At 57.9% G+C, this 25,925-nt stretch carries 24 protein-coding genes and 2 tRNA genes; 2 read left to right on the top strand and 24 right to left on the bottom strand.

Translation table 11 applies throughout. From position 1 onward, the window contains the following. Positions 1-170 precede the first annotated feature (170 nt). Positions 171-2,066, top strand: a complete 1,896-nt coding sequence (locus BQ4888_RS01390) for an AMP-dependent synthetase/ligase (RefSeq protein WP_092052679.1) — start codon at positions 171-173, stop codon at positions 2,064-2,066. A gap of 230 nt (positions 2,067-2,296) precedes the next feature. On the opposite strand, the gene BQ4888_RS01380 is transcribed toward BQ4888_RS01390, so the two are convergent. The 4 genes from BQ4888_RS01380 to BQ4888_RS01365 all read right to left on the bottom strand — a co-directional run bounded on the left by BQ4888_RS01380 (position 2,297) and on the right by BQ4888_RS01365 (position 8,799). Then, entirely contained in the window at positions 2,297-5,020 is a 2,724-nt protein-coding gene (locus BQ4888_RS01380; RefSeq protein WP_092052675.1) for a response regulator, read from the bottom strand. Between the two features lie 141 nt (positions 5,021-5,161). Further along, positions 5,162-5,803, bottom strand: coding sequence for a class II aldolase/adducin family protein (locus tag BQ4888_RS01375; protein ID WP_092052672.1), 642 nt, complete (start codon positions 5,801-5,803; stop codon positions 5,162-5,164). 94 nt (positions 5,804-5,897) lie between these two features. Then, positions 5,898-8,288 (bottom strand): AsmA family protein, encoded by a 2,391-nt coding sequence (locus BQ4888_RS01370; RefSeq protein ID WP_170232760.1) that lies wholly within the window; start codon positions 8,286-8,288, stop codon positions 5,898-5,900. Further along, positions 8,272-8,799, bottom strand: coding sequence for an EVE domain-containing protein (locus BQ4888_RS01365; RefSeq protein WP_092052667.1), 528 nt, complete (start codon positions 8,797-8,799; stop codon positions 8,272-8,274). Before BQ4888_RS01365 ends, BQ4888_RS01370 begins: the two co-directional genes overlap by 17 nt. A gap of 241 nt (positions 8,800-9,040) precedes the next feature. Between BQ4888_RS01365 and hcp the strand changes: the two genes are divergently transcribed. Then, positions 9,041-10,651 carry a hydroxylamine reductase gene (hcp, locus tag BQ4888_RS01360; protein ID WP_092052664.1) on the top strand — a complete coding sequence of 537 codons (1,611 nt, stop codon included), beginning with the start codon at positions 9,041-9,043 and terminating at the stop codon, positions 10,649-10,651. A 78-nt stretch (positions 10,652-10,729) separates the two neighbouring features. Here the strand turns inward: hcp and pal are convergent, their stop codons facing one another. From pal to rplT, 20 genes are all read right to left on the bottom strand, one after another. Next, the gene (pal, locus tag BQ4888_RS01355; protein ID WP_092052662.1) at positions 10,730-11,245 is read right to left on the bottom strand and encodes a peptidoglycan-associated lipoprotein Pal; all 516 of its coding nucleotides are present in this window, start codon (positions 11,243-11,245) and stop codon (positions 10,730-10,732) included. 158 nt (positions 11,246-11,403) lie between these two features. After that, a complete protein-coding gene (locus BQ4888_RS17255) occupies positions 11,404-11,727 on the bottom strand; it encodes a hypothetical protein (RefSeq protein WP_140396575.1) in 324 nt (107 codons plus the stop codon). 206 nt (positions 11,728-11,933) lie between these two features. Then, positions 11,934-13,334 (bottom strand): glutamate--tRNA ligase, encoded by a 1,401-nt coding sequence (gene gltX / locus BQ4888_RS01345; protein ID WP_092052657.1) that lies wholly within the window; start codon positions 13,332-13,334, stop codon positions 11,934-11,936. Positions 13,335-13,451: 117 nt separating this feature from the next. Continuing rightward, the gene (amrB, locus tag BQ4888_RS01340) at positions 13,452-14,255 is read right to left on the bottom strand and encodes an AmmeMemoRadiSam system protein B (protein ID WP_092052655.1); all 804 of its coding nucleotides are present in this window, start codon (positions 14,253-14,255) and stop codon (positions 13,452-13,454) included. Positions 14,256-14,272: 17 nt separating this feature from the next. After that, positions 14,273-15,097: a sulfite exporter TauE/SafE family protein gene (locus BQ4888_RS01335; RefSeq protein ID WP_170232759.1), complete on the bottom strand. Its 825-nt coding sequence runs from the start codon at positions 15,095-15,097 to the stop codon at positions 14,273-14,275. Between the two features lie 57 nt (positions 15,098-15,154). Next, positions 15,155-15,228 (bottom strand) — tRNA-Cys (locus BQ4888_RS01330). A gap of 125 nt (positions 15,229-15,353) precedes the next feature. Further along, on the bottom strand, positions 15,354-15,662 hold the full coding sequence (locus BQ4888_RS01325; protein ID WP_092052650.1) for an MTH1187 family thiamine-binding protein: 309 nt from the start codon (positions 15,660-15,662) through the stop codon (positions 15,354-15,356). Positions 15,663-15,672: 10 nt separating this feature from the next. After that, complete coding sequence (locus BQ4888_RS01320; RefSeq protein ID WP_092052649.1) at positions 15,673-16,452, bottom strand: secretin N-terminal domain-containing protein; 780 nt, start codon at positions 16,450-16,452, stop codon at positions 15,673-15,675. A gap of 100 nt (positions 16,453-16,552) precedes the next feature. After that, positions 16,553-16,629, bottom strand: a tRNA-Arg gene (locus BQ4888_RS01315). Positions 16,630-16,686: 57 nt separating this feature from the next. After that, positions 16,687-17,202 carry an adenine phosphoribosyltransferase gene (locus BQ4888_RS01310; RefSeq protein WP_092052646.1) on the bottom strand — a complete coding sequence of 172 codons (516 nt, stop codon included), beginning with the start codon at positions 17,200-17,202 and terminating at the stop codon, positions 16,687-16,689. Between the two features lie 45 nt (positions 17,203-17,247). Next, complete coding sequence (locus BQ4888_RS01305) at positions 17,248-18,222, bottom strand: sigma-70 family RNA polymerase sigma factor (RefSeq protein WP_092052644.1); 975 nt, start codon at positions 18,220-18,222, stop codon at positions 17,248-17,250. A 63-nt stretch (positions 18,223-18,285) separates the two neighbouring features. Continuing rightward, positions 18,286-19,026 carry a peptidoglycan DD-metalloendopeptidase family protein gene (locus BQ4888_RS01300; protein ID WP_092052642.1) on the bottom strand — a complete coding sequence of 247 codons (741 nt, stop codon included), beginning with the start codon at positions 19,024-19,026 and terminating at the stop codon, positions 18,286-18,288. 92 nt (positions 19,027-19,118) lie between these two features. After that, positions 19,119-19,712 (bottom strand): YqaA family protein, encoded by a 594-nt coding sequence (locus BQ4888_RS01295; protein ID WP_092052640.1) that lies wholly within the window; start codon positions 19,710-19,712, stop codon positions 19,119-19,121. Between the two features lie 5 nt (positions 19,713-19,717). Beyond that, positions 19,718-20,371, bottom strand: a complete 654-nt coding sequence (locus tag BQ4888_RS01290) for a protein-L-isoaspartate(D-aspartate) O-methyltransferase (RefSeq protein WP_092052638.1) — start codon at positions 20,369-20,371, stop codon at positions 19,718-19,720. Next, on the bottom strand, positions 20,368-21,147 hold the full coding sequence (gene surE, locus BQ4888_RS01285) for a 5'/3'-nucleotidase SurE (RefSeq protein ID WP_092052636.1): 780 nt from the start codon (positions 21,145-21,147) through the stop codon (positions 20,368-20,370). The genes BQ4888_RS01290 and surE overlap by 4 nt, the downstream gene beginning before the upstream one ends. A gap of 22 nt (positions 21,148-21,169) precedes the next feature. Then, positions 21,170-21,538 carry a MerR family transcriptional regulator gene (locus BQ4888_RS01280; protein ID WP_092052634.1) on the bottom strand — a complete coding sequence of 123 codons (369 nt, stop codon included), beginning with the start codon at positions 21,536-21,538 and terminating at the stop codon, positions 21,170-21,172. Positions 21,539-21,555: 17 nt separating this feature from the next. Then, positions 21,556-21,837 carry an integration host factor subunit alpha gene (locus BQ4888_RS01275; protein ID WP_092052632.1) on the bottom strand — a complete coding sequence of 94 codons (282 nt, stop codon included), beginning with the start codon at positions 21,835-21,837 and terminating at the stop codon, positions 21,556-21,558. A gap of 84 nt (positions 21,838-21,921) precedes the next feature. After that, positions 21,922-24,327 (bottom strand): phenylalanine--tRNA ligase subunit beta, encoded by a 2,406-nt coding sequence (pheT, locus tag BQ4888_RS01270; RefSeq protein ID WP_092052629.1) that lies wholly within the window; start codon positions 24,325-24,327, stop codon positions 21,922-21,924. 57 nt (positions 24,328-24,384) lie between these two features. Next, positions 24,385-25,401 carry a phenylalanine--tRNA ligase subunit alpha gene (gene pheS / locus BQ4888_RS01265; protein ID WP_092052627.1) on the bottom strand — a complete coding sequence of 339 codons (1,017 nt, stop codon included), beginning with the start codon at positions 25,399-25,401 and terminating at the stop codon, positions 24,385-24,387. Between the two features lie 117 nt (positions 25,402-25,518). Then, a complete protein-coding gene (rplT, locus tag BQ4888_RS01260; RefSeq protein ID WP_092052625.1) occupies positions 25,519-25,872 on the bottom strand; it encodes a 50S ribosomal protein L20 in 354 nt (117 codons plus the stop codon). Between the last annotated feature and the right edge of the window lie 53 nt (positions 25,873-25,925).

The following is a 25,925-nucleotide window of genomic DNA, read 5'->3' as shown; positions in this document are numbered from 1 at the left end:
AAAGGACAAATGCGGTGTGCGGCCCCGTCAGGGATTTTGGGGAGACTCCACCCTCCCCGTCCAGAGGAAGGATTCCCAATAAAGAAGGCGATTTTTGTCCTTGCTTTATCCGTGGCTTGTCGACATGATTTGAGGCCTGGAAACCGCATTTTCCGGAGGTTTCAAGCGTTGTGAACAATATCATCTCCCTCATCGCCGACAGTTGCCGGATCCACAGCGACCGGGTCGCTCTGCGGGAAAAGGTCGCCGGCACCTGGACGGGACTTTCTTACGCCGACCTCTGGAGCCGAGTCCGGACGCTTGCCGCTGGGTTGCGGGAGCATGGTTTTGCCCCCGGCGCTCACGCCGCCATTCTCGCCCCGTCTTCGCCGCGCTGGGTGCTGGCTTATCTCGCCATACTCCACGCCGAAGGGGTCGTGGTGCCAATCGACAAGGAATACAAGGCGGGGGAACTGCGCCATGTCCTGAGCGACTGCGAAGCCCGCCTGATTTTCACGACGCCAAGCTATCTGGAATCCCTTTCGGAACTGCGGGAGAGCCTGCCGCACCTGGAGCGGATCGTGCTGCTGGAAACCCTTCCCGAGGATTCCCCGCCGCGCCGGGAGCTGGCTCAGTCCATCGATGCCCTGCTCGATGAGTGGCAACGACTGCGCCGTGATCTCGATCTGCCGGAAGCCCGCAGTCTGGCGCTGGAGGAACTGGCCCATCGCGTCTATCAACTGCTGGCGCCCCACCATCCTGCCACAATGAAGCTTTCACCCGCCGCCGGCGGACGGACTCCCCCCTTCTGTACGCGGCGCAAATCCCAGCAATCCCCCTGCTTGCTCACTTTCGACGAACTGCTGGACGGGGCGCCGACGGATTCTCCCGAAATTCCCTCTGACCGGACCGCCGTCATCCTCTATACTTCCGGCACTACCGGGCGCTCCAAGGGGGCCATGCTCAGTCATGGCAATATCGTCTCGAATATCCAGTCGGCGGCGGAACTCTTTCGTCTCGACGCCGACACTCACACCCTCTCTTTTCTCCCCATCAACCATGTCTTCGAACAGGTCTGCGGGGTTCTCCTCCCCCTGTCATTGGGGGGCTGCGTCTCCTTCGCCGAATCCCTGAAGAAGCTCGGGGAAAACCTGACCGAGGTCAAACCGACCTGCTTCCTCGGCGTTCCCGCCCTTTACCGAATCTTCTACGACCGGATCATGAAAGGTATCCAGAGCAAGGCCCTGTCCCGCACCCTCTTCGCTCTTCCCTTCACCCGGTCCCTGGTCGCCGCCAAGGTACGCAAGTCTTTTGGCGACAACACCCTCTTCGTCAGCGGCGGCGCCGCCCTCGACCCGGAAATCGCCCGGGGTTTTCAAAGTCTGGGACTCAAACTTGTGCAGGGCTACGGCATCACCGAGACGGCGCCGGTCATCTGCGCCGAACCCCCCGATGCCCCGCGCATCGGCACGGTCGGAGTGCCTTTGCGCGACGTCCAGGTCAAAATCGACCAGCCCAATAGTGAAGGGGTCGGGGAGATTCTCGTCCGCGGGCCGAACGTCATGCGCGGCTATTACAACAATCCCGAGGCGACGGACGAGGTGCTGACGGAGGGCTGGTACCGTACCGGCGATCTCGGTTCCCTCGACGACGACGGCTATCTGACCATTCGCGGGCGCGCCCGCAACCTCATCGTCACTCCCAACGGCAAGAACGTCTATCCCGAGGAAGTCGAACTCGAACTCCTGAAGAGCCCCTATATCGCCGAAGTGATGGTCTACGGACACAAACTCTCGGCCAGCGCTGAAGAGGTGCATGCCCTGATCTATCCTGATGCCGACACCTTGGATGGCCTGGCGCGCTCACGCAATGAGACGGTGCTCTCGGAAAGAGAGATGGAAGAGCTTTTTCGGCGGGAAGTGATGAATGCGGGAAAACAACTGGCGGATTACAAGCGGGTAAAAAAATTCACCCTGCGCGAGGATGAATTCCCCAAGACGACGACCCGGAAGATCAAACGCTTCGCCGTCGAGGCCCGGATTCCCATCCCGGAACCTCAGCGAAGTGCGGAAGAGGAGAAACATTGAAAAAAGGCTGTGAATTGAAAAAGGACTGTCCCTTTTACCAAAAATTCCACCAGCGGCGGAGTAATGTCTGGCAAGGAATTTTCAATAGTTTCTGTCGCGGGAAAACGTCCTATCTGTGCCATCGCCGGAAACATTTCCTTGATACGGGGGTACATGCCGGCGCCAACCTCATGCCCACCGGCAAGCCGGTCCCCGGCTCCTTTCTGCTCCTCCCCTAGCCTGTCCCAGGCTCACCCCGCCAGGCGATAGCGGTCGATCAGTTCTTGCCGAAGCCGACGCAGGGCCGCATCCAAATCCTCGAAAAGCGTCCCCACTTCCGCCAAACGATCTTCCCGGGCACACGTTTCCAGTTGCCGGGCCAGTTCCATGGCCTCTTCGGCCTGAAAAAATCCAACGACCGACTTGATGTTGTGCGCCACCATTTCCAGTTCGCGACGATCTCCCTGATTTCTGCCCCGCCCCAGGTTTTCCAGGGTTTCGGGGAAATCCCGGAGAAACTCCAGGGCCATGTCGGCCAGCAGATTGCCCTTATCCGCAATCTGTGCGCCAAAATCAGATCGGGAAGTTCCACCACCTTCACGCGGGTCGGCGGACTGTCGCAAGAAACGTTCAACCACTTCATAGAAGAGTTCGGGACGAATCGGCTTGGCGAGATATTCATCCATCCCTGCAGCCAGACAGCGTTCCCGGTCCCCCGCCATGGCGTGGGCGGTCATGCCGATCACCGGGATATCGCGACCCCGCTCCCGGTTCAGTTGGCGAATGGTGCGGGTCGCCTGCAAACCGTCGACCTCGGGCATCTGAACATCCATGAGCACCAGATCGAAATCCCCCTGGGCGACGGCATCAATGGCGGCCTGGCCATCACTGACCAGGGTCAGTTTCCAGTTTTTGTTACGCGCCAGTGCCAGGGCCAGTTTCTGATTGAAGGCATTATCCTCGGCCAGAAGTAGATGATAACCATTTCCTTGCACCTGCGAAAGTGTCGGCTGCCCGCCGTCATCGACGGGATCGGAATGGGCTTCATCCCAGGCTTGACGGGTGAGGCAACTCGCCAGCGCCAAGAGGATCTGCCGCGGCGCAACCGGCTTCAGCAGATAATCGCGCAGGCCAGCCTCCTGGCAACGGGCGATCTGAAGTCCAGGGTCGACAGTCGTCAACAGCAGCAGGATCGGCATCTGGGCATCCAGGTGTTCTCGAATGATCGTCGCCGTCGTCAAGCCGTCCATCCCCGGCATGGTGCCGTCGAGGATCACGCCGTCGAAAGGCGCCTGACGATGACGGGCTTCATGAATCCTCTGGATGGCTTCGTCCCCGGCCGCGCAACTCAGGCTTTCGGCGCCCAGCCGGCGCAGCTCCTCAACGAGCAGAGCGGCGCTCAGGGGATGGTCGTCGACCACCAGCAACTTCTTGCCGAAAAGAACTTTTGGCGGCATGGGAGCTTGGGCCGGGGAGACGGCAAAGGGCAGTTCCACGGTGAAGGTACTCCCCTGCCCCGGCGTGCTGCGCAGGGAGATGGTTCCCCCCATGCCTTCGGCCAGGGCCTTGCTGATAGCGAGCCCCAAGCCGGTCCCACCATATTTACGACTGGTGGAAACATCGGCCTGACTGAAATTCTGAAACAGACGCTCCTGGGCCGATTCAGAAATGCCGATGCCGGTGTCGCTGACGGCAAAGCGCAAACGGCAGTCGCCATCAGTGGACTCGGCCATTTCAACCCGCAGCACAACCTCGCCCTTTTCGGTGAATTTGATGGCGTTACTCAGCAGGTTGAGCAGAATTTGCCGCAGGCGCAGGGGATCACCGAGCAATCCGTCGGGAATTGTGGGGGAAACGACGAAGAGAAACTCAATACCCTTTTTATGCGCGGTGACCGCCAGGCTGCGCATGACCGTTTCCACGCTCTCCCCAAGGGAGAAGGGTACATTTTCGAATTCGAGCATGCCCGCCTCGATCTTGGAAAAATCGAGGATATCATTGAGTAGCCCGAGGAGCGATTCCGCAGAAAATTTAACGGTTTCCAGACAATCCTTCTGGTGCGGACTCAAGTTGCCGTCGAGGGCCAGATCAGTCATACCGATGATGGCGTTCATCGGCGTGCGAACCTCGTGGCTCATATTGGCGAGAAACTCCCCCTTGGCGCGATTGGCCGCTTCCGCCGCCCGAGAAGCGGCGATCAGATCGTTCTGCATCCTTTGCCGAGTCCGTTCTGAGGCGGCATATTGACAGAAACCGAGGCCGATGGCCAACAAGCCGAAAAGCCAGATCAACACATGATTGAAGCCCTGGCTGAAAATTTCGCTCCGTGCCTGCTCTTCGTAGGGCTTCATCGGCACGACGACGGTGAGCCCCCCACAGAGGTCACCAGGGACAAAACCGTGCTTTTCATGACACTGGAGACAGCCCGCCTCCCCTTTGAGGGGGGTCATCAGCCGCAGTACGCGCCCCTCCGACCGTTCTTCAATCGTTGAAACGTCCGGCTCCCCTTGCTGCAACAAGCCGAGAGCGGCGCTCTCCCAGTCATCCGGCTGATTTTTGGGATTCAATGGGCGACTGCTGGTCATGCCGGTTTTGATCCCCAGGCTGGGATCTTCCATGGCATAGACCATCTGACTCATATATTCGGGATTAACCAGGGTCAGGGTCTCCCCCGTTTCGGTACGGATATCCCGGTCGGGAAAGTCGCTAAGCAGGGGGTTGGGCTCAATGCCGGTGGCGAGATTGACATAGATGCCGCCGTAGTTGGAGCCCCAACGACGGTAGAGGACATCCTTGGCGGAGAGGGTTCGCGCTTGGACCAGTGCCAGCTGTTCCAGATTCTTACTGGTGGCGTGGGCGGTCCAGGCCAGGGAAGCGGTGATGAGCAGCGTCCAGATGCCGACAAACAGGAGAAGATATTTGATCAGATACCTCGGCAACGACCTTTCGCCGGGGAGTGACTGTTCAAGAAACATCGGAGATTCCAGAGGGGGGTGAACGAAGCGAATGGATCGGAATCCGGAAGGGAAAACCCTGATCGAAGAACCGGATCGGCTTAGCTAAAATACACTAAAAAGAATTTATGTATAGTGCAAAAACTCGCCGTCCCCATCCGTTCAGAAGGGTCGATAAGCCTCGGCCAGAACGGTCAACAGGGCACATCCGGCCTGGGAAAGGGAGGGCCCGAAGGCGACGACACCATCCTCATGCCCGAGCATGACAAAGACCCGACGGCGACGGTTTTCGCGCTGGGCCAGCAGATCACGGACCGCCTGGGCCATGGTCGGCGACCCGTAATCGGCAACCGCCGGGGTCTGAGGCAATCCCAACCAGCGGGCGGCCTGCCAGATATGAGGGGAATGGACATGAATGACCGCCCGAGTGCGCTGATCGAGGGCGTAAATGCCGGCATGGGTCATCGCCTCGGAAGAAGGCTGAATGGGGCCTTTAGAGAGGATCCGATTCTCGTGAGGGATCCAGTCGGTCACGGTGGCGAAATGCTCGGGCCCCAGTTCCGGCAGGGCCCCGGTCTGGGTGCCGCTGATGAGAAAGGGATAGCGTGCGCCGCCCGTAGCGGGTAGCCGTACGCTCAGATTACCGAAGCCGAAGCCGCCGTACCGTTTCGGGTCTTCACCGATCAGATCAAGGCGGTGCAGAATTCGGCGCCAGGCGATGAGATCGGCGACGGCTTCCGGAGCAACCGGGGCCTCCGGTTGGTGGGAAAGATGATACTTGATGACTCCTTCTTGTTCCGTCACGTTTCTGTCCCCCCCTTGTCTTAGAAAACCCCTTGTTACATCTCTAAATACTCAGCGGTAACGCCGCCGGTGGACGTTTTTCATCCGCGCCTTGTTATCGGCCGAACAATCCTTGAAGGGCGTCCTTCATCAGTTGTTTCGCTGGTTCAAGCTTCTCCCCGGAGGTTCCCGAGGGGTCCAGTTTCTCCATAACCTTCTCTTCGAGTTTTTGCCGCAATTCTTCTCCCGCCTGCTCCTTGAGCGCTCTCGAATCGAAAACGAAGCGGGGCCGCTCCAGCGTTCCCCCCAAGGTCAACGGAATACGCGTCCAGCCCTGCTCATCACTGAAGTAGCCTGCAACCTTCCCTTTCTTATCCAGTTTGGCGCTGAGATGGGGGGAGAGTCGCGCGGCCAGGTCGAGATTAAGTCCGCCGTCCAGACCAATCGTGCCGGTTGGAGTCAGGTGCAAATCCTGCCCGCTCATCTTTCCGTTGAGGTGCAGTTGCCCCTGGCGAATCCGGTAATTTCCGGAACCGTCCTTGAACGAAAGGTCCTTCAGTTCAGCGAGACGCAGAAGATCGGCAAAGCCTTGAGTCAAAGGGGAGGCGGTCAGGCGACCGTTGACGAAGGAAAAATCACCTTCGGCGGTGAGATGTTCGCGCAGGGTCGCGGCCTGGGTCCCGCGACCCTGGAAGTCTGTAGCGAGGGAGAGCGCGCCCAGCACCGTCCCCTGGGCCCGGGGGGCAAAAAGCCTGGTCAGGGTGTCAAGAGCCAGGCTGCTCAACTCGACGCGCCCTTGATAGGCCAGCCCCTTGCGGCTCAAATCGACGGTTCCCGATTGTTTGAAAGTACCGCCCGCGACCTGGCCGGAGAGCGTTTCGACAGTCAGCAGGTTTTTGTCCAGACGATAGAGCAGCAGCAGGTTGTCGATCGGCATCCCTTGATAGATGGCCTGCTTGATGCGCATTTCTCCATCAGCCTTGATCGGCAGATCGAAGGGGCCAACCTCTTGGGAGACCTGCGCCGGCGGAGAGTCGGGGGGGGAAGCCTTGCTCACTTCGGCTTCAGCGGGCTTCTTTGTTTCCAGTAAGGGATCGACCCGGAAGCGGTCGGCGGTTACCGAGCTGGTGATGGCGATCGTCTCGGCAAAAATGTCGGGGATCTGCAGATCGATGAGGGCCGAATCCTCGCCCAGGGCAAGCTGAAGCTTTTCCGCCGTCAGCTCCTGCCCTTGCAACTGAAGACGACCGTTCAACACTGGACGCAGCCCGGCGGCCGCCCCCTGAAGGTTGGTCAACTGAAAATCCCCTCTTTGCAAAAGGCCCTGGGGATTGTCGACGGGGCCGGCGAGTTCCACACGCGCGGTCACAAAGCCTGCCGGATCGAACGCCTGCAGAGAGGAAACGAGCCCGGCGGGAAGGGCATTTAGGGCCGAACGCAATTCCAGATCGGTCAGGCTTAACTGCAAATCAGCCTGCGGTGTCTTCTTGTCGAGCCCGGTCAATTCCCCTTGCAGATCGAGAGGGATGCCGTTGAGGTCGACACGCATACGGTTGACCGCGAGTATTCCGGCGGAGGTTTCATAAAGGAGATCGTAATCGACCGCCAGACGGGCTTGGGCGATCGGCGCTTTAGGCAGGGCGTTGAGGTTGACGGCGATATCGCGCAAGGTCAAGTTGCCGCTGCTGGACAGGCTCTGCTCCTGCGCGGCGACAGACAACGTGAGATCGAGCTTGAGTGAGCCGAGATGTCCGGGCAGATGCTCGCGAAAATAGGGAAGAAATGCGGTCAGATCGAGGTCGCTGAGTTGGATGGCCGCTTGCCCCGCGCGGTCTTTCGGGTTCAGCTTTCCATCGACGGAGAACTCCGCGCCGTTGAGGCGGGCTTTGACAGAAAAGGGAAATGCCTGTTCCAGGGAGATATCTGTGGCTTCGACGTTCAGGTTGTCGATCTGATAGCGGTAAGGCGCCTGAGCGTTGATCTGATAGTCAACGAAAGACATTTCGCCACCGCCGACCGCCAGTCTGGAAACAAGCAGGTCGATCGCCTGTCCTTCATCCCGGTCGGCGGAAACCGGCGAGGGCGATGGCTCCACAGCCGCATCGGAATCGTCAGTCGTCTGCAACCAATCGGAAATATTGAAGCTGCCGTCGGCAAGCCGAATCAGGGTAATGCGGGGATTTTCCAGGCGCACTTCATCAACCACCACCTGCCCTTGCAGCAGAGGCCAGAACTGGTAGCGCAAAACCGCCTGGTCGGCCCGGATCAGCGGCTCGTCGCCAGCCTTCTCAAAAATCACCAGGTCGTCGAGACGAATGCCGCTGAACAGTCCGATTTTCACATCACCCAGCGTCACCTCGCGAGCGAGCGCCTCTTTCGCCAAGGGCAGCAGATGGGCCTTGATCCTTTCCGGGGTGATCAGGGTTTTGGCCAACAGCGTCAAGCCGACGGCTAGAAGCACCAGAACAATAACGAATATCCCCCACCATTTACCGCGACGAGTCATCCTCTCCTCCAGTAGATATGAGCAATTCATTGATCCGGGCGGGTGAAATTCCACCCAGTTCAAAAAGTACGGGCCAGTGACGGGGGTCGACGGGAAGAACCGAGAGGCGGTTACCCCGCTTGAGGACAGCCATGTCGGATAAGAGCGGGTGCGCCTTCATCGTCTCTCGGGAGACCGGCTGAGGAAAAGCCATAAGGGCCTGCACATCGACCATGTACCAGATGGGATTATCGACGGTGGCGCGAGGGTCGAAATGATCGCTGTCGGGATCGCGGGCGGTATGATCGGGATAGCCCGCGCGAACCACTTTCGCCACTCCGACGATGGCCGGCGCGGGAACATTGCTGTGGTAGAAGAGCACGCCATCGCCGACATGGATCTCGTCGCGCAGAAAATTGCGGGCCTGATAGTTGCGGACGCCATCCCAGGGGCTCGTCCGCTCAGGAGAGCGCAGCAGATCATCGAAAGAAAAGCAGTTGGGTTCCGATTTCATCAACCAGAATTGGGGCATGAAAAATCCTTGAATAAAAAAATGCTTTTTGACTTCAGTCAAGGGGGTTGCGCAAGGTCTTTGTTAATGTACACTTCATCACGGCTAACGCGAAGATTATACACGCAACAACGCCATATTCGCGAATTTTAATCTTATTTTCAACCCTCGACACCAAGGAGCGAACACCATGGGTATTCTCGACTGGCTCGGCTTATCGAACAAGAACACAACCTCAACCACCACCGAAAGGAACATCCCCATGTTTTGTTACCAATGCGAGCAGGCCGCCAACGGCGGCTGCACCAAAATCGGCGTCTGTGGCAAGAAGCCGGATGTCGCGGCCTTGCAGGACCTGCTGATTTTCGGCCTCAAGGGCGTCGCCTTCTGGGCCAATGAAGCGCGCAAGGCCGGCAAGAAAGACGCGGAAGTCGACCGCTTCATGATCGAAGGGCTCTTCACCACCGTCACCAACGTCGATTTCGATCCCGAAGCCATCGCCAAGATTTTGCGCAAGTGTGGCACCATGCTGACCAAGGCCAAGAATCTGGCCGGTTCCGTAACCGGCGCCATCCCCGAGGCGGCGCAGTGGCAGCCTGCTTCCACCACGGATGAACTGATCCAACAGGGCGAAGCGCATGGCGTCAAGAGCGTGGAAATCGATCCCGACGTCAAGTCGATGCAGGAAACCCTCATTTACGGCATGAAGGGCTATGCGGCCTACGCCGACCATGCCCTGATTCTCGGCGCCGAGAACGACGAGATCTACGCCTTCACCCACAAGGCCCTCGCCGCCACCCTCGACAACAATCTCGGGCTGATGGACTTCGTTACTCTCGCCATGGAGTGCGGCCGCATCAACCTGGTCACCATGGAGCTGCTGAACAAGGCTCACACCGACGCCTACGGACATCCGGTTCCGACTCCGGTTCAACTCGGCACCAAAGCCGGAAAGGCGATCCTGGTCACCGGCCACGATCTGAAAATGCTTGAAACACTGCTCAAGCAGACCGAGGGCAAAGGGATCAATATCTACACCCATGGCGAGATGCTCCCCGCCCACGGCTATCCCGGGCTGAAGAAATATCCGCACCTGGTCGGCAACTTCGGCGGCGCCTGGCAGGATCAGGCCAAGGAATTCGTCGACTTCCCCGGCGCGATCATCTTCAATACCAACTGCATCCAGCGTCCGGCGGACAGCTATAAAGACCGCCTCTTCACCTGGGGACTGGTTCAGTGGCCCGACGTCAAGCACGTCGAAGGCTGGGATTTCTCGGCGGTCATCAACAAGGCTCTGGAATGCGACGGCTTCCCCGAGGCTCCGGGTAAGGAGATTCTCACCGGTTTCGGCCATAACGCCGTGCTCGGCGTCGCCGACAAGGTCATCGACGCGGTCAAGGCCGGACAGATCAAACACTTCTTCCTGATCGGCGGCTGCGACGGCGCCAAATCGGGCCGCAACTACTATACCGAGTTCGCCGAAAAAGCGCCCAAGGATACGGTCATCCTGACCCTGGCCTGCGGTAAATACCGCTTCAACAAGCTCGACTTCGGCGATATCGGCGGCATCCCCCGCCTGCTCGATGTCGGTCAGTGCAACGACGCCTACAGCGCCATCCAGATCGCCGTCGCTCTGTCGAAAGCCTTCAACTGCGGGGTCAACGATCTGCCCCTGTCGATGATCCTCTCCTGGTACGAGCAGAAAGCGGTCGCCATCCTCCTGACCCTGCTCCACCTCGGAATCAAGAACATCAAACTGGGACCGTCGCTACCGGCCTTCATTACCCCGAACGTGCTCAACTTCCTGGTCGAAAACTTCAACATCGGCCCCATCACCACGGCCGAGGAAGATCTCAAACAGATTCTTGGCTGATTGAAAAAGTAACAACGCAAAAACGCCCGGTGGAAATCCACCGGGCGTTTTTGCGTTCGAGACCGATTTTCCGACGAATTACTTGAATTCGGCGCGGCGGTTCTGGGACCAGGCGGCTTCGTTCGAGCCAAAGGCCACCGGCTTTTCCTCGCCGTAGCTGACGATACGCAGGCTTTCCGGAGCAACGCCAAGAGAGACCAGGTAGTTGCTGGCGGCACGGGCACGGTTCTCGCCCAGGGCCATATTGTACTCGTCGGAACCACGCTCATCGCAGTGACCTTCGATAACGATGTTGGCGCTGGGGTTGGCCTTCATCCATTGAGCGTTCTGCTGAAGAATGGCCTTGGAACCTTCGGAGAGGACATAGCTGTCAAACTCGAAGTTAATGGTTTTCATCCCCATCTGGTCATTGCCGACACGCAGGTCGCTCGCCGAGGATTGACGGCCCGAATTGTCCACCGGAGCCGAAGCAACGGGAGCAGCGACGGCAGTGGGAGCTTCGAGGTTTTCGGCGACCTGGGTTTTCTTGGCGCAACCGAAGGAGACAGCACAACAAACGATCATCATGGCCCAGCAGAAGACATTCTTTTGCATTGCTTTGTTACCTTTCCAGTGTAGGTTGATTGAACCGCCGCACACGCGGACGGAGTGAAAAAACAAGCGCAATATTAAACAGAAAAGCCCGTGACAAGGGCGTCTGTCATGAAAGAGAGATATTTTGAGGATAGGGGCCCGGAGCCGGACCAAAAGGGCTAGGCAGGAGGTATGAAGATGGTCGTGTGACCTTCAGGCAAGATAAGTTTCGGCATGGAAGGATAAGACAGGCGCGACACCTGAAGTCTTTCCGTCAGGACAAAATTGGCACAAGGAACGGGGAGATCCATCCCCTGCCCCTTGACTTTACAATGGGCGGCTTGCGGCTTGGTGTCGCCATCGAGCATGACCGCAACCTTGGCTATAACATCCTGCACGGGGACGACAAAACCATCGTAGCTCACGCTACTCAGGCGCATGCCAACGATGGTGAATAAGAGTGCTATCGCGAAAAATTTTCGCAGGAGTCCGTTGTTGATCATCGTCCGATAAAAAAGTCAAAAATGGTAGGTAATTTGCGAAAGCGGATGGAAATTACCACTTCTAATGACATTGTCAATAGAATTTTTTTTGACCTTTTCCAGGGGCCGGTCATGCACAAAAAATACACTTAAAAACGAGATGTTGCATAAATCAGAGTGAAATCGCGAACAGCCATTTGCAGCGGCTGTTCGCGACCGTCAGTCGATCAATTCAGCAGTTCGAGGGCGCGGCGCAATCGCACCAGAGTACGTGTCTGACCCAGCACTTCGACGACTTCGTGGATTCCGGGACTGGTTGTGCAGCCGACCAATGCGACGCGCACCGAGGGGCCAAATTTACCGAGCTTGAGCCCGGTTTCGTCCATGACGTTTTGAAAAGCAGCGACAATACCGTCATGGGACCAGTCGGTACAGGCCTCTAAATGGCGAATCAACGCCTCGAACGGTATTCTCTTGTCGGCGGTAAGGAACTTGGCCGCCGCTTCGGCGTCGAACTCCACCTCCGACCGATAATAAAAGGCCGCACCTTCGGCCATCTCCACCAGGGTTCGCGCCCGTTCCTGCAAGGTTTTCACCACCGCCGGCAAATCCGGACCTGCCTCGGTGGAAAGCCCCTGTTTGGCGAGAAATTCGGTGAGCAGTGTCGCCAACCGGACGGGGTCGCCGGTTTTGATGTAGTGGGCGTTGAGCCAAAGCAGCTTTTCGGGATTAAAGACCCCAGCTGCCCGTCCGACCTGTTCGAGGGCGAACTTTTCGATCAATTCATCCATGGAGAAGATCTCCTGATCCCCGTGGGACCAGCCCAGGCGCGCCAGATAGTTGACCAGCGCTTCGGGGAGATAGCCCTGCTCCTGGTAGGCCATCACCGAGGTCGCGCCGTGGCGCTTGGAGAGGCGGCTTTTGTCGGCACCGAGAATCATCGGCACATGGGCAAACTCGGGAATCGGATAGCCAAGGGCAGTATACATGGGAATCTGCCTGGGGGTATTGTTCACATGGTCGTCGCCGCGAATGATCAGGTTGACCCCCATTTCCGCATCATCGACCACCACCACGAAATTGTAGGTCGGGGTGCCGTCGCTGCGCTGGATGATGATGTCGTCGAGCTCTTCGTTGCGGAAGGTGATCGGCCCCTTGATGCGATCGACGAAGGTAATCTCCCCCTCCTGCGGGGATTTGAAACGGACCACAAAGGGGGCATCCGCTGCTGGCGGCTGCTTCCGCTCACGACAGGTCCCGTCATACTTGGGCTTGCCGCCGCTCTTCATGGCCGCTTCGCGCTTGGCATCGAGCTCTTCCTGGGTGCAATAACAGCGGTAGGCCAAGCCTTTATCGAGCAGTTCTTGCACCTTCGCTTTATAAAGATCGAAGCGATCGGACTGGTAATAGGGCCCTTTGTCGTAACTCAAGCCCAGCCAGGTCATGGCCTGAAGGATGGCATCGACCGACTCCTGGGTGGAACGAGCCACGTCCGTATCCTCGATCCTGAGGATGAAGGTGCCCTGCTCTTTTTTCGCCAGCAGGTAATTAAAAAGCGCCGTGCGGGCGCCGCCGATATGCAGATAGCCGGTAGGGCTGGGGGCGAAACGAAGACGTAAATCCGACATCAAACTCTCCTGTGGTTTCGGCGCGTAAAAAGGGTGAAAAATTCGAGCCCGCCGTAAGCGAGCCCGATTTATACTGCATCCCCTGGGGATTGACAAGGGGCATGGGGGATTGCCGGGTCAGGACAGGACCACGCCGGCGTAGCCGACAACCGCGGACTGATCACCGGTAATGTCGCCCGAATTGCCGTAGCGGACCATGTCCGCCCGGCTCGCTCCGGCAAGGCGGGCCGCTTCCAGCATCGCCACCGTCGGCAACACCCCACACATGCTGATGCGCCCATCCCGAACCGTACGATAGAGACCTTCGGGATCGAGAGCGAGAATCCGCTGCAAGGCACGTTCGTCCTTTTCCCGGGCAACGGTCCCCGGTTCGTAATGGGTCATGTCGGAACTGGCGACCATCAGCACCTCGCCGGAATGCGCCGCCATAACCCGGGCCAGGGCGGCGCCGAGTTCAAGCAGTTTTTCAAGGGAAAGGTGCCCCAGACATAAGGGGACGATCCGGCACTCGGGCGCCAGCACCTGCAGAAAGGGAAGTTGTACCTCCAGCGAATGCTCCGCCAGGTGCGCCCGGGGATCCGCCGCCAGGAACGAACAGTCCGCCAAAAGCTCCCTGGCAAGATCCTCGTCGATGGCGACGGAGCCCAAGGGCGTCTGCCAGTTGCCTGCGGGAAACAGGGCCGCGCGCGCTCCCAGGCCATGATGGTTGGGACCGAGGAGGATGACCTTCGAGGGAATCTGTACCCGAGCGAAAGCGGCACCGGCAATCGCCCCCGAATAGACATACCCGGCATGGGGCACCATGACCCCCAGCGCCGCGATTTTCGCATCAACAACGGGGCAGTAGCTTTGAATCAGGTGTCGCAGGGAATGGGCGTCAGCGGGATAAAACTGGCCGGCCACGGCAGGACGTCGATTCATGGATGCACCTCTCCAGGTCAGAAGCCAAGGGTCGCGATGATCATACGCGTGCCGATCACCAGCAGCATCAGCGCGAATATCCTAACGAGTTTAGCGTGGCTGAAACGTCCGGCAAAGCGAACGCCGAGGCGGGCGAAGATCATGGTGAATGGGATAACCAGTCCGGCGGCAAGAAGATTTACATAGCCGAAGGAATGCGGAGGCAACAGCGGGTGGTTCCAGCCGTGATAGATGTAGGAGAGCACCCCGAAAATCGCTGAAATGACGATCAGGGCGCTGGAATTCCCCACCGCCAGATGCATCGGCATGCGCAGCCACATGAGCATTAGCGGCACCACGATAAAGCCGCCGCCAGCCCCGAAAAAGGCGGAAAAGAGCCCGCCGATCAGGCCGATCAGGAGCAGGCGCCCCCAGGGACGGAAGTCCGATTCCTCGGGGGGAAGTCGGGGATCGGAAAAGAACATCTTTCCCGCCGCGAGAATCTGCATCCCCCCAAAGAGTCCCTTCAGCCAGTCCCCGGACAAAGAGGCAGCAAAAGCGGCGCCAAGGAGGGCCCCGCAAATGCCGCCGACGGCCATGCGCATGACCTGCCGCCACTGGACGTTGCCCCGTCGGCGATGGCCCAGGGTGCTGCTGATAGCGGACGGGATGATGACGCAAAGACTGGTGGCGAAAGCGGCATGAACAACAATCTCGGAGGGGAGGTTTACCGCTTCAAAGGCCCAGAGGAACAGGGGAACCAGGATGATGCCGCCGCCGATGCCGAGCAGACCGGCGAGCAGACCGGCCAGCGAACCGGTTAAGGCGAAGAGAAGAAGGACCTGAGGAGCGAGCAGCGACATGGGCACCGTCCGAAACGAAAAAAGCCGACCCATAAGGACCGGCTCTTTTACTGATGATGGAGGCCCCGACCCGATTTGAACGGGTGATGGAGGTTTTGCAGACCTCTGCCTTACCACTTGGCGACGGGGCCGAAATTTTAAACAGGTGCCTGCTTAAGGCCCGGCATTAATATCAAAAACGCCCGCTTGCTGTCAAGGGGAAAAGAGAACTAATTCATCCGACAACGGTGACTTTCCCGGGAAGATGAGTGGCCGGTTAATCCCCCTTCAACTTGCCGGTCACCGATCGCATCTTTTTGGCCATGGAGTGTTCTTCCCGATCCCGGCGATCATCGATTTTGATCAAGGTCGATACCCGGCCGGCACCGGCAGCGAAAGGAGATTCATGCATTTGCCGCAGCAACAAAAAAATCTTGTCCAGATCCCCCTCGATGATCGTTCCCATGGGGGTCAACTGATAATTGAGACCGCTCTTCTCGACCAGACGCAGACAGCCGGCGACAAATTCCGAAACGCCGGCTCCGGCCGTACCCAGGGGCGTGACACTGACTTCGACAACTGCCATGACAATCTCCTTAACGACTGATTTTGATCCACAGATGACGCTGATCGCCGCCTGCCCGCAGGACGTTGTCGCCGTTGTCGCCGACGGAATGCCCTTCAAGATGACCGCCGAGATCGATCCACTCATCGAAGGGGGCTTCCACCCGCGTAGTCAGCTGCGAGAAATCGATGGCGCCGCTGTCGGTCGGCGTCGACTGATAGGGGGAAATATCGAGAACGACCCCCTCCCCTTGCAGATTCGGCCGCACCAGAAAACCCTCGGCCAGATCCTGGAAGTCCGTCACTTCGACCAGCCCGCGCCGGTGCCCGCCGACATAGGCGCGGATACGGGCATAGGGCCGCCGTTGCCCGACCTCGATCAACGCCGTTTCGCCATCCAGCACCTGTACGAACTGCTCCGTACTCTGGTTGCGGTTACCGAGGATCCGACTCCCCACTTCGATCCCGACTCTGCCGGGGGAGGTCGAAAGGAGGGAGCCGCCCCCTCGCCCAATGGCGGCACTCGACTGCTCCTGACGCACGGCGATGCGCAGCATCACGCGGGGGTTATCCAATTGTACGACGAGTTTTTCCACCGCGGTCATATCCTTGGTCGGTGCCCGTACAATCAGCCGGTTATCCAGGGCGCTCACCGCTCCGCCACTCCCCAGCATGGATTCAAGGACAGGCAGCAACTCCTCGGCCTGACGATGCTTGAGTTCAATGACCCGCACCTCGCCAGTCACCGCCCAGACCCCTTGAGCGAGAACAAAAAGCAGAAAAATCGAACCTATAAACCTGAGGAGAGACATGATTACTCCCAAAGATCGACAATTTTTTTGAAAAGTATACCCGAATGTTACCCCAAGCAAAAACAGGCCACGGATTAGAATCCGTAACCTGTTGATTTTATGGCGGCCCCGGCGCGATTCGAACGCACGACCTACCGCTTAGGAGGCGGTTGCTCTATCCAGCTGAGCTACGGGGCCGAAAAGGGGCTTATTTATAACCCAGTGAATAGCGATTTGCAACCCCCAGGCCGCCCATCAGAACTTGAGCAGGCTGAAGACCTTTTCTTGCGGTAGCCGTTTGCGCCCTTCAAGAAATTCCAGTTCGGCCATAAAGGCGCATTCCACCACCTCGGCCCCCAGTTCCTGTATCAGTTCGACAACGGCGGCCATGGTACCGCCCGTCGCCAGCAGATCATCGGCGACCACCACCCGATCACCGGGTTTGAAAGCATCCTGGTGGATTTCCAGGGTGTCGGCGCCGTATTCGAGTTGATAGGTTTTCTGCAGGGTTTTATAGGGGAGTTTGCCCGGCTTGCGCACGAGGGTGATACCGGTGCCGAGCTTGTACGCCAGGGCCGCTCCAAGCAGAAAGCCGCGCGCCTCGACCCCGACGATCTGGTCGATTTTGGCGCCGATGTAGCGATGGGCGATCAGGTCGATCATCCGGTTAAAACTCTTCGGGTCTGCCAGCAGGGTCGTTATATCTTTGAAAATAATCCCCTTTTTAGGAAAGTCAGGGATATCGCGAATGATTTTTTTCAGATCTTCCACGGGGTCGAGTCCTTCGTGCGAGGGTGGGATAATGGTCATGCAACCTCAGGCCTCCGGTGGCGAAAATCGTCCCGCAGCCTGGTGCTCCAGGCGAATTTTCTTGAGCTTTTCGAGACATTTCGCCTCGATCTGACGGATTCGTTCGCGGGTGACGCCAAAGCTGCGACCGATAGTATCGAGTGTTTGCGGATCGCGGTCGTCAAGTCCGAAACGCAGGGTCAGGATTTCCCGCTCATTTTCACTCAAACCTTCGAGCCAGCTGCTGACCAGAGCGTACTTGTTCAAATCTTCGATCAATCCCGAAGGATCGACCGCCGTCGGATCCTCGATGGTATCCATGAGGCTGTAATCGTTGTTCTCGCCCATGGGATGTTCGATGGAATAGGTCTTTTTGACCAGAACCATCAGCCGACGGACATAGGCGTTTTCCACCCCCATCGCTTCGGCGACTTCATTCACGTGGGGTTCGCGATTGTATTTATGAACCAGTTCCCGGCTGATTTTGATGAGCTTGTTGATGTCGTCGGAGACATGCACCGGCAGACGAATGGTGCGGCTTTGATTGACCAGGGCACGCTCGATCGATTGTCGAATCCACCAGGTCGCGTAGGTAGAAAAACGACATTCCTTGCTGAGTTTGAAACGTTCGACCGCTTTGATCAAGCCGAGATTACCCTCTTCGATCAGGTCGAGAAAAGGCAGTCCGCGATTCATGTAGCGCTTGGCGATTTTAACAACCAGGCGCAGGTTGCTTTCGATCATGCGGTTGCGAGCCTGCTCATCCCCCTGACTGATCCGGGCGGCCAGCGCCCTTTCGTCCTCGGCGGTGAGTAGCGTGGTTTTCTGGATTTCCTTCAGATAGAGCTTGATGGCATCGTCCGAATGTTCTTCCTCCGGCTTCTCGGGGATTTCCTCCTCCACCTCTTCATCTTCGTCGACCTCAGCTTCGATCAGATCGCCTTCGGACTCCTCGGACAAGTCAGCTTCCGGTTCCTCCTCGAATTTGTACTGGTCATTCATTTTAGACGTGCCTCCACCAGGAAAAAGCCATTAAATTCATGAAAGTCTATGAAAGAGAGTCTATTAAGGCAAGTAAAAAATAGGGTTTACCGCTTCCTTGCCGATACGGATCTCAAAATGCAGTCGCGCCTGACCGCCGCTGGGCGGCACGCCACTGAGAGCGATGCGCTGGCCCCGAACCACGTCAACACCGTTGGCGACGAGATTTTGTTCGTTATAGCCATAGACGGTGTAATAAGAGTCGCGATGTTTGATGATGATGAGATGGCCATAGCCTTTGATGCCGTTGCCGCTGTAAATTACCCGCCCCTTCGCCGCAGCCATCACGGTCGTCCCGCGCGGGACGGCAAATTCCACCCCACGGTTGATGTTTCCCGCCCGCTCGCCGAAATGCTTGACGATCTTCCCCTTGACGGGATAGGCGAAGAGCCCCTTGGTGGGAGATTTGGGCGGTGGCGCCGGTTTAGATTTAGCCGGGGAGGAGGTTTTGACCGGGGAAACGGATCGTGGCGGGACTTTAGGCTGCAGCTTCGCGACAGCTGATTCCGACTTGGCAGCCTTGATCGTCTTCGGGACGGTCTGCACACGGGAAGCTTGAGGAATGTAGAGACGCTGTCCCACCCGCAATCGGGTCGGGTCGGAAACGCCGTTGACCCGTGCCAGTTGGGTAGGATCGACGCCGTAGGTCTGACTGATGCGATAGAGGGTCTGCCCCTGTTTGACCGTGTGATAAACCCCCTTGCGGGAAGCACAGCCGGCCAAAAGAGAAAAAATCAGAACGAGAATGAACGCGCGAATCGGCATGATGCTCCAGAAAAACAGGGACTACCGTCAAGGTAGCGGAATCTGGTGCCGATCGTCAACCTGAGGCGGGAGAAAGAGAAGCACGGCGGATCTCAGAAAACGTATTTGATGACGAGAAAACCACCGATGAGCAGGACCATGAAGATCAGGGTGAGCAGGTTGAAATATTTTTCGATGAAATTACGCACCGCCGGACCAAAACGGTAAATCAGAGCGGCGACGAGAAAAAAACGCAAGCTGCGGCCGATGACCGACGCTAACACAAAGACAGGGAAGTTGATTTCAAAAACCCCGGCGCCGATGGTGAAGACCTTGTAGGGGATAGGGGTAAAGCCCGCGGTAAAGATCGCCCAAAAATCGTAGGAAACGAAGAGCTCTTGGACTGTGGCAAAAATCGCCTCGGTAAATCCCGGAACATAGCGAAAGAAATAATCGGAGACCGCCCCCCAAAGGCTGTGACCGATGCCGTAGCCAAGCATTCCCCCCAAGACCGAGCCGACGGCGGTGAGCAAGGCATAGCGGAAGGAGTGGCGCGGCGTGGCGATACACAGGGCGAGAAGGAGCACGTCGGGAGGGATGGGGAAAAAGGAACTTTCGGCAAAGGCCAGGCAGAAGAGGGCCAGGGTTCCATAGGGGGTTGCCGCCCAATGCAGAACCCAGTCGTAAAGACGACGAATCATTTTCATGAAATTCAGGCTTCCTCGCGCCAGCCGAGTTTCCCCAGAAGCGGAACAAAACGGCAGTCGACCAGTTGTTCTTCGGAAAAGTTGTTTTCGCCGACACGGGTGATGCGTTTGAGCACCTGCACCCCCATGTCTCCGACGGGAATGACCAGTCGCCCGCCGATGGCCAACTGACGCAGATAACAGTCGGGAACACTCGGGGCGCCGGCGGTTACGACAATGGCGTCGAAAGGCGCTTCTTCCTCCCAACCCAAGGTACCGTCGGTCACCTTGATGTTCACCGAACCGCAGCCGATACCGTCAAGAATCCGCCGGGCACGGCGGGCCAGGGCCGGAATCCGTTCGACGGAAAAAACCCGGCCCGCGAGTTTCGCCAATACCGCCGCCTGATAACCCGAGCCGGTGCCGATTTCCAGCACCTTCTCTTTTCCAGTCAAGAGCAGGGCCTCACTCATCAGACCGACCATGTAGGGCTGGGAAATGGTCTGTTTCTCGCCGATGGGCAGGGGAAAATCACCGTAGGCCTGACTCGCGAAGGCATCCTCGACAAAAAGGTGGCGGGGAATCTGGCCAACGGCGGCAAGAACCCGGGGATCCTTGATCCCTCGCGCCTTGAGTTGCCGGTCGACCATATTGCGCCGGGCGATGGAATAATCGCTCATGCCTCCCCTTCTCCTGACTCGCCCAAGGACATCATCGTTTCGAGATTCCAGGAAGCAAGAGTCTGAAACGAGCGATAGTTGGTCAGGTCGAGATGCAAGGGGGTGATGGAAACGTACCCGGCGCCGATGGCATGGAAATCCGTCCCTTCGATATTGTGAAACCCCAGTTCGCCGCCACCGATCCAGTAATATTTTCGGCCGCGGGGATCCAGCTTCTCGACAATCACATCCTCGTAGATGCGTTTTCCCTGGCGGGTGACCCAGACTCCCCGATAATCGGGAACGGGCACGTTGATGTTCAAAAAGGTATCTGCGGGGAGGGTTTGCTTTTGCATAATCTCGGCCAGACGGGCGGAAAAGGCGGCAGCCCCCTGAAAATCCTCGTAGCGGAAGGAATCCCCGGCAAGAGAGACGGCGAAGGCGGGCACACCCATCAACGTGGCTTCCATGGCAGCGGAGACCGTCCCGGAATAGGTGATATCATCCCCCAGATTACCCCCTTTGTTGATACCGGAAACGACCAGATCCGGACGTTTTTCCAGAAGACCGTGAATTCCCAGGTGAATACAGTCCGTCGGGGTTCCGTCCACGGCGAAAAAACCGGGCCGGACCTCCTCGGCGCGCAGGGGTGAATGCAGGGTCAGGGAATGTCCGACCGCACTCCGCTCCCGGTCGGGAGCGACGACGGTAATCTCGCCGATCGTGGAGAGTTGTTCGGCGAGGGCAAGAATCCCGGGGGATTGAATCCCATCGTCGTTCGTCACAAGAATCCGCAAGCATACCTCGCAGAGGGGGAAACTAATGAGAGTCGGGAGTACTGGAAAGCGAATCGCGCAGACGTTCCAGATCACGGCGAATTTCGTCGATAATCCGGCGGTTTTTTGCGGACTGGACCGGAGGAGGGGCGTCCCCTCCCCCGGCGGTCTTTCTGTTCAGAATTTTCTTGGCACCGGCAATAGTCAGACGTTGGCGGTGGAGAAGATCTTTGATCAGCAGCGCCGTCTCAATATCCCGGCGCCGGTAAAGACGCTGGTTGGATCGGCTTTTCTGGGGGGAGAATACCGGAAATTCCGCTTCCCAATAACGTAGGACATGGGCCTTGATCCCCGTGATTTCGGCAACTTCACCGATTTTGAAGTACAGCTTGTCGGGAATTTCGGCGGTCATGGCATCACGTGGTGATGTTACCCCTCGTTGTTGATGGAAGCCTTCAGAACCTGGCTGGGTTTAAAGGTGAGAATGCGCCGAGAGGTAATTTCAATTTCATCCCCCGTCTGCGGATTACGCCCACGACGGGTGGCCTTTTCTTTAACAACAAAGTTGCCAAAACCGGCGATTTTGATCTTTTCACCCTCTTCAAGATTGGATTTCATGATGTCGAACACCATTTCGACAATGTCAGCGGATTCCTTCTTGGAGAAGCCGGTTTTGAGGTACACGTTTTCTATCAGATCCGCCTTGGTCATAACTCCTCCGCGTAAAAATTTACACAGGTCCTTGAATTTACGGACTTTTATAACACAGCCTCAGGGGCTAAGCAACCGCTTTTTTCAGCGGATCTCGGCGCCGAGGTTTTTCTCCAGAGTACGAATAAGCTTGCCGTGGATACCCTGTATTTCCTCGTCGGTCAAGGTTTTTTCGAGGGACCGATACCGCACGCGAATGGCCAGGCTCTTCTTCCCCGCCGGGACCCCCGCACCACGGTAGACGTCGAAGAGGGTAATCTCCTCGATACTCTTGTTCTTGATTTCTCCCAGGGTCGACAAAACCCGTGCGGCCGGAATCTCCTCATCAACCAAGAGGGCACTGTCACGGCAGACATCGGGGTAGCGGGAGAGCGGACGGAAGCCAGGATGCCCCAGGGTCTGCTGAAAGAGCGTGGTCAGGTCGAGATCAAGCAGATAGACCATTTCGTCGATATCGAACTCCCGCAGGATCCGGGGATGAACCTCCCCCAGGGTGCCGAGCAGTTCTTTGCCGCAGCGCAGGGCGCAGGATTTTCCCGGATGCAGGAAAGGCTCACGGGAATCAGTTTCCCAAGCCAAGGCGGGGAGCGTGAAAAGCCCCAGAATTCCTTCAGCGAGGCCCTTGATGTCGTAAAAATCGACGTCGGCCCGCTCCTGCGCCCAACCTTCCGGCGCACGACGGCCACAGAGAGCGACGGTCAGGCGCAGAGACTCGTAGGGAAGTTCCTGCCCCTCTACTACTTGAAAAACCGGCCGCAGTTCGAAAACCCGGGGATCGCTGTTGCGATAGGCAAGATTACCGGCGACGCTCGTCAATACGCTGGGAACGAGCGACGTGCGCATGACCGCCTGCTCCTCGGTGAGCGGGTTGAGGACTTTTACCGTTTTACGTCGGACATCGTCGCCGGCAAGACCGATACGATCCCAGGCACTTTCGGCGATGAAGGAGTAATTGATCATCTCGGAAAAACCGGCCCCCACCAGATAGTCCCGCACCCGGCGCACGAGCCCGACATGGGGGGAATCCTGGTGACTGACCAGTGCGCCGCTCGGCATGGTCACCGGAATCCGGTCGTAACCGTTGAGTCGGGCGATCTCTTCGATCAGGTCGATTTCCCGTTCCACGTCCGGACGGAAGGAGGGAACCTCGACGGTCAAGGCGCCATCATTCTCAACCCGGGTGACAAAGCTGATGGAATCGAGAAGTTCTTTGACCGTCTTTGCCGAAAGCTCCAGGCCAAGAACGGCGTTGACGCGGGCAACGGTCAAGGGCAGGGAAATCTTCGGTAAAACTTGCGGATAGACATCGATCCGGCCGCGAGCGACGGTGCCGCCGGCCAACTCTTGGATCAGCGCCGCTGCCCGATCGAGAGCCAGGGGAACCATGTCGATATCGGCGCCGCGTTCGAAGCGATGGGAGGATTCCGTGTGAATCCCCAGACGTTTGCTGGTCCGGCGAATGGTGGTCGGATCGAAATAGGCGCTTTCCAGAAGCACATCGGTCGTTTCGGGCTTGATCTCGGAATTCTCCCCCCCCATGATGCCGGCCAGAGCCACAGCCCCCTCACCGTCGCAGATGGTCAGGTCGGAACTTTTGAGTTCCCTGGGCTGGCTGTCGAGGGTGGTGAAAAGCTCCCCCTCCCCCGCCGGTTTTACGACAATGCGCCCTTCGCGGAGCAGATTGAAATCGAAGGCATGCAGCGGATGCCCCAGTTCGAGTAGAACGAAATTGGTGACGTCGACCACGTTGTTGATGGAACGCATACCGACGGATTCCAGACGTCGTACCATCCACTCCGGCGAGGGGCCGATCTTGACCCCCTTGATCAAGCGCGCAGCATAACGCGGGCAGCGCTGAGGGTCGTCGATGGTCACCGAGGTTTCCGCTTCGATGGGAGCGCCTTTCTCGTTCACTTCCGGGATCGGACGCTTGAGGGGACGGCCGGCCATGGCCGCAACTTCCCGGGCAACGCCAACGACGCTCAGGCAGTCGGGACGATTGGGGGTCAGACCCAACTCAAAACGCACATCCTTGAGACCCAAAGCCTCGAAGACCGGCTGGCCCAAGGGCAGGCCCGCAGGCAGGATCATGATTCCTTCCGCTTCCTCGGCCAGAGCCAGTTCTTTTTCCGAACAGAGCATCCCCATCGATTCGACGCCGCGAATTTTCGATTTCTTGATGGCGAAATCCCCGGGCAAAATCGAACCAACCTGGGCCAAGGCCACCAGATCGCCGGCACGATGGTTTTTTGCGCCGCAGACCACCTGCAGGGTTTCCTTGCCGGTTTCCACCTGACAGAGGGTCAGGCGATCCGCCTCGGGGTGGGCCTCGACGGCAGCCAGACGGGCAACGATGACCGTGTCGAGATCGGCCCCGATCTTTTCCATGGCATCGACTTCCAGTCCGGCCATGGTCAGGCGATGGGAGAGCTCCTCTGAGGTGAAATCGAAATCGACATATTCTTTGAGCCAGTTATAGGTAACGATCATTTGTTCAAGTCCTTTATCAACCAGTCCTTACCAACTTAGCGATTAACGGCAAATTTTTTAGAACTGACGCAAAAAACGAATATCGTTCTCGAAAAAGAGCCGCAGATCGTTCACCCCGTATTTAAGCATAGCGACCCGCTCCAGACCCATGCCGAAGGCAAAACCGCTGTAGGCCTCGGGGTCGTAATGGACGGATTTGAAGACTTCGGGATCGATCATCCCGCTGCCGAGAATCTCCAGCCAGCCCGATTGCTTGCAGACCCGGCAGCCCTTGCCGCCGCAGATGACGCATTGAATGTCGACCTCGGCGCTCGGTTCGGTAAAGGGGAAAAAGGAGGGACGGAAACGCACCCCGACCCCGGCCCCGAAAAAACGGTTGATGAAGGTGGTGAGAATCCCTTTGAGGTCGCCGAACGAAACCTGGCGGTCAACGAGAAAGCCTTCAATCTGATGGAACATCGGCGAATGGGTGATATCGGAATCGCGGCGATAGACGGTGCCCGGAGCAATGACTCGCACCGGCGGCGGCTGCTTGAGCATGGTTCGGATCTGAACGGGCGAGGTATGGGTGCGCAGCACCACGTCTTCGGAGATGTAGAAGGTATCCTGCATGTCCCGAGCGGGATGATCCTTGGGAATATTCAGCGCCTCGAAGTTGTAGAAATCCTTCTCCACCTCGGGCCCCTCAGCGACGCCGAAGCCCAGGGCCGAGAAGATCTCGACGATTTCCTCGGTGACCAGGGTGATCGGATGCTTGGAACCGGCGAAGCAAGTCCGGCCCGGCAAGGTGACATCGATCGTCTCTTCCTTGAGGCGTCGCTCGATATCCTGCGCCCGCACTAGCTCGAGACGCGATTCGATCAGCGCTTCCAACTGTTCCTTGACATCGTTGGCCAAGGCGCCAATCACCGGCCGTTCGGCTGCGGGAAGAGCCCCCATGCTTTTCATAATGGAGGTCAGCTCGCCCTTCTTGCCCAGGTAGGCAACCCGAACATCCTGCAAGAGCTTTTCGCTCTCGGCCTCTTCCACGGCGCGTCCCGCCGCATCCAACATCGCCTGCAACTTTTCCTTCATAGCCGTCCCGATCCGGTTATAAAAAACGATGGAAGCCGCGCAGGGCCTCCATCGCCAGTTTCTCAGAAAAAAAGAGAGATGGAGCCAACCCCATCTCTCTTTTCGCTTCCGCTCGATTTAAAGCTGGGCTTTGGCTTGGGCGACGACCGCGCTGAAACCTGCGGGATCGGTAACCGCCAACTGGGCGAGCACCTTGCGATCAAGGCCAATCTCCGCCTTTTTCAGGCCAAAGACCAGACGGCTGTAAGATACGCCGTTTTCGCGGGACGCCGCATTGATGCGGGCGATCCAGAGTGCGCGGAAATCGCGCTTCTTGACCCGACGATCACGAAAGGCATAGTTCAGAGCCCGGTCAACGGCCTCCGTCGCGCTACGAAACAATTTGCTCCTGGCGCCACGATACCCTTTGGCCAGCTTGAGAACCTTGTTTCTTCTGCGTCTCGCTTTGAATCCACGTTTTACTCTCGGCATGTTTTACTCCTTGCAGTGTTGTGATGAAGCGGCAATGCCGCCGCCGGATCTGA

The sequence above is a fragment of the Desulfuromonas acetexigens genome (genome assembly GCF_900111775.1).
Classification (GTDB): Bacteria; Desulfobacterota; Desulfuromonadia; order Desulfuromonadales; family Trichloromonadaceae; genus Trichloromonas; species Trichloromonas acetexigens.
This window is presented reverse-complemented; position numbering and strand designations above follow the sequence as displayed.